Annotated in this window: 4 protein-coding genes and 1 pseudogene; 2 read left to right on the top strand and 3 right to left on the bottom strand. The window is 37.5% G+C overall.

Annotated features, from left to right (window positions below):
* A pseudogene (locus tag Q1V95_RS10715) lies at positions 1–110 on the bottom strand (GNAT family N-acetyltransferase); the annotation flags it as partial.
* 279 nt (positions 111–389) lie between these two features.
* On the bottom strand, positions 390–2588 hold the full coding sequence (locus tag Q1V95_RS10710; protein WP_300673598.1) for a glutamine synthetase III: 2199 nt from the start codon (positions 2586–2588) through the stop codon (positions 390–392).
* 312 nt (positions 2589–2900) lie between these two features.
* Here Q1V95_RS10710 and Q1V95_RS10705 point away from each other — a divergent pair, with 312 nt between their 5' ends.
* Positions 2901–4568 (top strand): hypothetical protein, encoded by a 1668-nt coding sequence (locus Q1V95_RS10705; RefSeq protein WP_300673595.1) that lies wholly within the window; start codon positions 2901–2903, stop codon positions 4566–4568.
* An 88-nt stretch (positions 4569–4656) separates the two neighbouring features.
* Here Q1V95_RS10705 and Q1V95_RS10700 read toward each other — a convergent pair whose 3' ends face one another.
* Positions 4657–5184, bottom strand: a complete 528-nt coding sequence (locus Q1V95_RS10700) for a hypothetical protein (RefSeq protein WP_300673592.1) — start codon at positions 5182–5184, stop codon at positions 4657–4659.
* Between the two features lie 276 nt (positions 5185–5460).
* On the opposite strand from Q1V95_RS10700, the gene mnmA reads away from it, so the two are divergent.
* Positions 5461–6648: a tRNA 2-thiouridine(34) synthase MnmA gene (gene mnmA / locus Q1V95_RS10695; protein WP_300673589.1), complete on the top strand. Its 1188-nt coding sequence runs from the start codon at positions 5461–5463 to the stop codon at positions 6646–6648.
* The last annotated feature ends 33 nt before the right edge of the window (positions 6649–6681 follow it).

The following is a 6681-nucleotide window of genomic DNA, read 5'->3' as shown; positions in this document are numbered from 1 at the left end:
TGATGATAAAAGTCGTGATCGTCACCATCACGAATGGCTAAGTCAGCATCCAACAGTTTTACAAGTGATTGGAAATCTGTATCTGTAGAATCTGTTTTCTTTATTTCGATGTTGTACATATATATAAGGTATAAGTTTTTGAATTAAATGAAATTATTTCGGAAACCTAAAATTTCTATCTAAGTTCTCGATGCTTTTCGCTACTCAAATTATTATTATGTATCTACAATAACCTGTTAGTAGTCATTAGCCCCGATAGAAACGGCATCCTTTTGTGGTGGAGCGAGCGACGGAGCGCAGCGGAGTCGTCCGAGCGACACTACAAAAGATATAGTGGATAGCGGGAAAAAGCTCCAAAAAAAAGACCTACGATTGTAGGTCTTCTGATTTTATCTTGTGAACAAAAGTTCTCTGTATTTGGTCATTGGCCAAAGCTCGTCGTCTACCATCATTTCTAATGCGTCTGAACCTTCGCGAATCACATCAAACAAAGGCTTTACTTTGTTACAGTAAGCGTTAGCTTGTTTGTGAGTGTCAGTGGTATTTTTCGCAGTTTCCTTTTCTTTAAGAAGTTCGTCAACGCCTAATTTGATTTTAGAAACGTTTTCGGAAATCTGAGTAATCAAACTGATTTGCTCTTTTCCTAAAACCTTAAATTCTTTATCACCAAAGATTTCTTTAAGACCTTTTACGTTCTCAATTAATCTGTTTTGATAATTAAGAGCCGCTGGAATAATATGGTTTCTTGCGATATCAGCCAAAACTCTAGCTTCGATGTCGATAACTGTTGAGTATTTTTCGAATTTAATTTCGTTTCTCGCTTCGAATTCTCTGTGAGAATAGATTTTTAATTCTTCAAAAAGCTCTGAAAACTTCGGATTTAATTCTTGCTTTAAAGCTTCTGGTGTTGTTTTGTGATTGTTCAATCCTCTTTTCTTAGCTTCTTTTGCCCAATCATCAGAATATCCATCACCTTCGAACAAAATTGTTTTTGATTGCTTGATGTACTCTCTCAATACATTAAAAATTGCTTCGTCTTTCTTAAGTCCACCCTCGATTAATGCATCAACTTCTGTTTTGAAAACTCGAAGTTGTTTTGCAGCAATAGCATTCATCACCGTCATTACTTCCGCACAGTTTGCAGAAGAACCAACCGCACGAATCTCGAATTTATTTCCTGTAAAAGCGAAAGGCGAAGTTCTGTTTCTGTCGGTGTTATCCAAAAGGATTTCAGGGATTTTACCAACAACGTTTAGTTTTAATTCTGTTTTTTCTTCAGGTGATAATTTTCCGTCCGTTACTTTTTCAAGCTCTTCCAAAACGCTAAACAATTGGCTTCCGATAAATGCGGAAATAATCGCTGGTGGCGCTTCATTAGCTCCCAAACGATGGTCGTTGCTTGCTGAAGCAATGCTCGCTCTCAACAAATCTGCATAATCGTGAACGGCTTTAAGAGAATTCACGAAGAATGTCAAGAACTGAAGATTCTTTTTAGGGTTTTTTCCAGGACTTAAAAGATTTTCGCCTGTATCTGTTGCCAAACTCCAGTTGTTGTGTTTTCCACTTCCGTTAACGCCCGCGAAAGGTTTCTCGTGGAATAAAATATGGAAATGGTGTTTGTGCGCAACTCTCGCCATAACATCCATCAACAAAGAGTTATGGTCAACAGCAACGTTACATTCTTCGAACATTGGTGCCAACTCAAACTGGTTAGGCGCAACCTCGTTGTGACGCGTTGTAACTGGAATTCCCAACTTCATACATTCGATTTCCAACTCCTTCATAAAGTTCATCACCCTTGTAGGAATTGACCCGAAATAATGGTCATCTAACTGTTGCCCTTTTGCTGGAGAATGTCCCAGCAAAGTTTTGCCTGTTAATACCAAATCTGGACGCGACATATATAATGCTGAATCTACCAAGAAATATTCTTGCTCCCAACCTAAAGTTGGTGTTACTTTGGTAACGTTTTTATCGAAATAAGCTTTACAAACGTCTGTCGCTGCTTCATCAACTGCGTTAAGTGCACGTAGTAAAGGTGTTTTGTAATCTAAAGTTTCGCCTGTGTAAGAGATAAAAATCGATGGAATACAAAGTGTTGTTCCCATGATAAATGCTGGCGACGTTGGATCCCAAGCAGTATATCCTCTTGCTTCAAAGGTGTTTCTGATTCCACCATTTGGGAAAGAAGAAGCATCTGGCTCTTGCTGAATTAGCATTCCACCGTTGAAACGTTCAATGGCTCTATCACCCTCGATCGGTGTGAAGAATGAATCGTGCTTCTCTGCAGTTGTTCCTGTTAAAGGTTGAAACCAGTGCGTGTAGTGTGTTACACCTTTGGACATCGCCCAATCCTTCATGGCAACTGCAACTTGATCTGCAATATGTCTTTGGATTTGAGTTCCTTTTTTAATCGCATCCATAATCGAGTTGAACGCTTCTTTTGTTAAATACTCTCTCATCGTATATTCTGAAAACACATTGTTACAGAATAATTCGGAAAGTTTTACCGGAACATCCACGAAATTATCTTTTCTGTAATTTCTGAATGGAAGTTCTGCTAAGGCTTTAAATCTTAATGTTGACATCAGCTTATATTTTGATAGGGCAAATTTAATAAAAAACTAAAAACAAAATCGAACACCCCTAAAATTTTAATGTTAAATTTTTAAAAATTACATTTTCGAACAAACAGCCCCTATAAAAAACCACTAACAACATTAAAAAGCAGACTTTAAAATTAATTTAGAAATAATTAATCTTTTCGAAACTGAAATTGGCAAAAAATATGACTAATTTCCGTGTCCTAAAAAAGCAGACAAAAGCGAAAGCAGCCCTAAATTAGCTTTATTGAATATAATTTCGTAACTTTGCCCACTTTTCTAAAATCAAAAAATATTATGGTAAATTCTAGAGCAAGAGAGACCACAGAAGCAATCGAAAGATTATACGTTTCTATGAGACACTTATTTTATAGAGGATTTTTCAAACCTGCAGGCGTTTCTGGTGAGTCATTACGAAAGTTATTGATGGTTATCCAACCAGAAATCTATGGAAGTATGGGGAACCCAAATAAGATAGAACTCAACGGTCTTCTTTATGTATTAGACCGTTTGCCAGAAGGTATTGAAGAGTGCTCTTTTATCCACCTTACTTCTGATGAAGGTTTCGAAAAAGGAAGCTTTGAAATAATCGTTCCTAAAAAACGTCGTAGAAACTGTTATAGAATTGACGAACACCAAATGAACATCGAGGTTCTTCTTGGTCGTTCCGAAATCTACGACATCCTAACGCACTTGACTTTCCTATACTTGGAGGCAGACAAAATTAGAAATATCGGTTTCGATATGGAAGATGGTGGTCGCCCTCGTCGTGTATGGAAGATTATCGAAGAAGTAGCTTTGGGTCATAAAAAATACAGCCGCAAAGAAAAAGAAGTAGCATTAATTCATCTTTCATCTTTACTAGGCAGAACTTTTGACGAAACCCTTGATGCATACAACAATTTCGGAGATGACAACAATCCAGATAGATTATTCAAGATTATCTATTGGATGGGACAAGTTAGCCTTGACGATTGGAAAGAGGTAAGACAACGTGAAATTTATTTTTCAGCGATTCTTCAGGAGCGTGTTGGCCACCACTTTTTTGGCGAAAAATGGGCAAACAACATCAAAAAAGTACTTTACGAAAACAACCTACATATGCGTCCTTTGCACATCATTAGTGCGAACATGCACAGTGTAAAGAATATGTTGTACGCCAACGATGCTTTAGGCAAAAAGGCTAAAAAAGAAATCGATTACAAACTTTTCGAAGAAATATCTAACAAGAAAGCTTTACAAGACAAGATTCTTCATACATCGCAAGAGCAAGGTCTTATCTATATTAAAGACCATAGTGGAAGTAACATCGATGTACAAATAATTGATGCTGCTAAAACAAATCTTAAAAACACTGCTTTCGCAGATTCTACACCGAAAGGTGATGAAGTGATTTTGGTATTTGACTATGCTTTTGGTGAACAAGCTTACGAGGTAATGGACGAATTGTTGAGACCTTACGAGGTTAACAAAGAAATCTACACAATGAAGGTTAAATCCATTTCTATTATGGGTAAAGCAGGGATTCTTGCTGGTCAAAAAGGCGACATCATGATTCCTACATCTCATATCTTTGAAGGAACGGCGGATAACTATCCTTTCACAAATGCTTTGAATCTTGAAGATTTTGCGGATGATGAATTAAAAGCTTTTGAAGGACCAATGATTACCGTTTTGGGGACATCTCTTCAAAATAAAGATATCCTATCCTACTTTATGAATACTTCTTGGAAGGCAATTGGTCTAGAAATGGAAGGTGCGCATTATCAAAAAGCCATCCAAGTTGCTAGCAAAATTCGTCACCATATCAGTGAAGACCTATTTGTATGTTATGCTTATTATGCATCGGATAATCCGTTAGAAACAGGTAGCACATTATCTTCTGGAGGTCTTGGACTGACAGGTGTAAAACCAACTTATCTTATTACTTTAAGAATCCTTGAAAAGATTTTTGGTAAAGCATAAGTCTAAAAATTCAACTTAAATTTTTCAATAAAAAAATCCCAATTCTGAGTAAGAATTGGGATTTTTTGTTTTTGAAACTTTTAGATTCTTAAAGTCCTACAACAAAGCCAATACTTGGCATCAAACCACTAGAAAAGATACTTTGGTTTTCTTTCCAAAGAACATTGTACATTAATCCAACTTGAAAGTAGGCGCCATTTCCGATTTGGGTCATATAACCACCACCAAGATATAAAGCAGATTCGTCTTTATTAAATTTGTAGCCGTTGTCTTGTTTTATGTTGTAGTTCACAAAATATTCTTGAAATATACCACCTAAATAAAAGTTACGTGCAAAATAATAGTTAGCAAATGGTCCAATACCAAACATCGTAGAATTGTAATAATCGCTGGTTTGGTAAGTGAAATTTCCCATAAGTCCAGCTTCGAAATCTTCGGTTAAACGATAACCAACTCTCGGCGAAACACCAATATTAAAAGAGCTGTTACTGCCAAATCCTACACCCAGACCTCCTCCAAAAGTCCAACGATTAGAACTTCCTGTTTGCGAAACACCAATCTGCGAAAATGCAAACATACTTGTGAAGACTAAACAAAAACTAATAATTTTTTTCATACTATCGATTTTTTCAATGTCTAAAATTAAAGCTTTTTTAGCGATTATATTCGTTGTATTTTTGCATCGTGAAATTGGGCGCGAGCGAAGCGAGCGTCAAAGCAGTATGTTGATTGTCTTATTATTAGTAAACTTCAACATAGCCCCGATGGAAGCGGCATCCTTTTTTTGGTGGCTGAGCGGAGCCGAAGCTACCAAAAAAAGATATAGCGGACAGCGGGCGAGGATTTTCCTAACGAAGAGAAAATCGTCCTGCTCCTAAAATTAAAAAACATTATGAAAGTAGTAGTTGGTTTGTCCGGAGGCGTAGATTCGAGCGTGACGGCGTATCTTTTGCAACAGCAAGGACACGAGGTTATCGCCCTATTTATGCGTAATTGGAATGATGCTTCGGTGACTTTGGAGGACGAATGTCCATGGGTTGAAGATAGTAATGACGCGCTGATGGTGGCGCAAAAATTGGGAATTCCGTTTCAGGTGATTGATATGAGCGAACTATATAAGGAACGCATCGTCGATTATATGTTTGATGAGTATCAGAAAGGTCGTACGCCAAATCCTGATGTGCTTTGTAACCGCGAAGTAAAGTTCGACGTGTTTATGAAAACAGCAATGTCTTTGGGCGCAGACAAAGTTGCGACTGGACATTATGCACGTGTGGATTCTACAATTGATGAAAACGGAAAGGAGGTTTTCCATCTGTTGGCAGGAAAAGATAACAATAAAGATCAGTCATATTTCTTATGTCAGTTGAGTCAAGATCAGCTGTCAAAAGCGCTTTTCCCAATTGGGGAATTGACAAAGCCAGAAGTTAGAGAAATTGCCAAAGAAATTGGCTTGGTTACCGCTGATAAAAAGGATTCGCAAGGTCTATGTTTTATCGGAAAAGTAAGTCTTCCTACTTTCTTGCAACAACAGTTGGTGCCAAAAGAAGGCGAAATTGTGGAAATCTTTAGAGACTTCCCTGGTTTTGCTGAGGAAGCACCAAATTTTGAAAACAAAGAAGAGCAATTAAAATACCTTTCGCGCAATATAAAATACGAAAAAGCTGACGGAAAAGTAATTGGCAAGCATCAAGGTGCTCAATTCTACACGACTGGACAAAGCAAAGGTCTTGGCATTGGTGGTCACAAAGAAAGTTGTTTTGTGATTTCTCGCGATATGGAACACAACATCATTTTCGTTGGTGAAAGTCACAGCTTTCCGGGATTGCATAAAAAAGCTTTGAAAATTGACAATGCCGAAGTGCATTGGGTTCGTGAAGATCTTCGTTTGAAAGCTGGCGAAAGCATGCGCGTTTTGGCAAGATACAGATACCGACAAGATTTGCAGGAAGCGACAATTTTTCAGTTTGAAGATGCTTTCTATGTCGAGTTTGACAAGCCTCAATCTGCAATTGCAGAAGGTCAATTTGCTGCTTGGTATTTGGAAGATGAATTAATTGGAAGTGGCGTGATTTCTTAGATTAAGAAATTGTTTTAAACATAAAATAGAAAA

This window comes from Soonwooa sp., from assembly GCF_030151385.1.
Taxonomy (GTDB): domain Bacteria; phylum Bacteroidota; class Bacteroidia; order Flavobacteriales; family Weeksellaceae; genus Soonwooa.
This window is presented reverse-complemented; position numbering and strand designations above follow the sequence as displayed.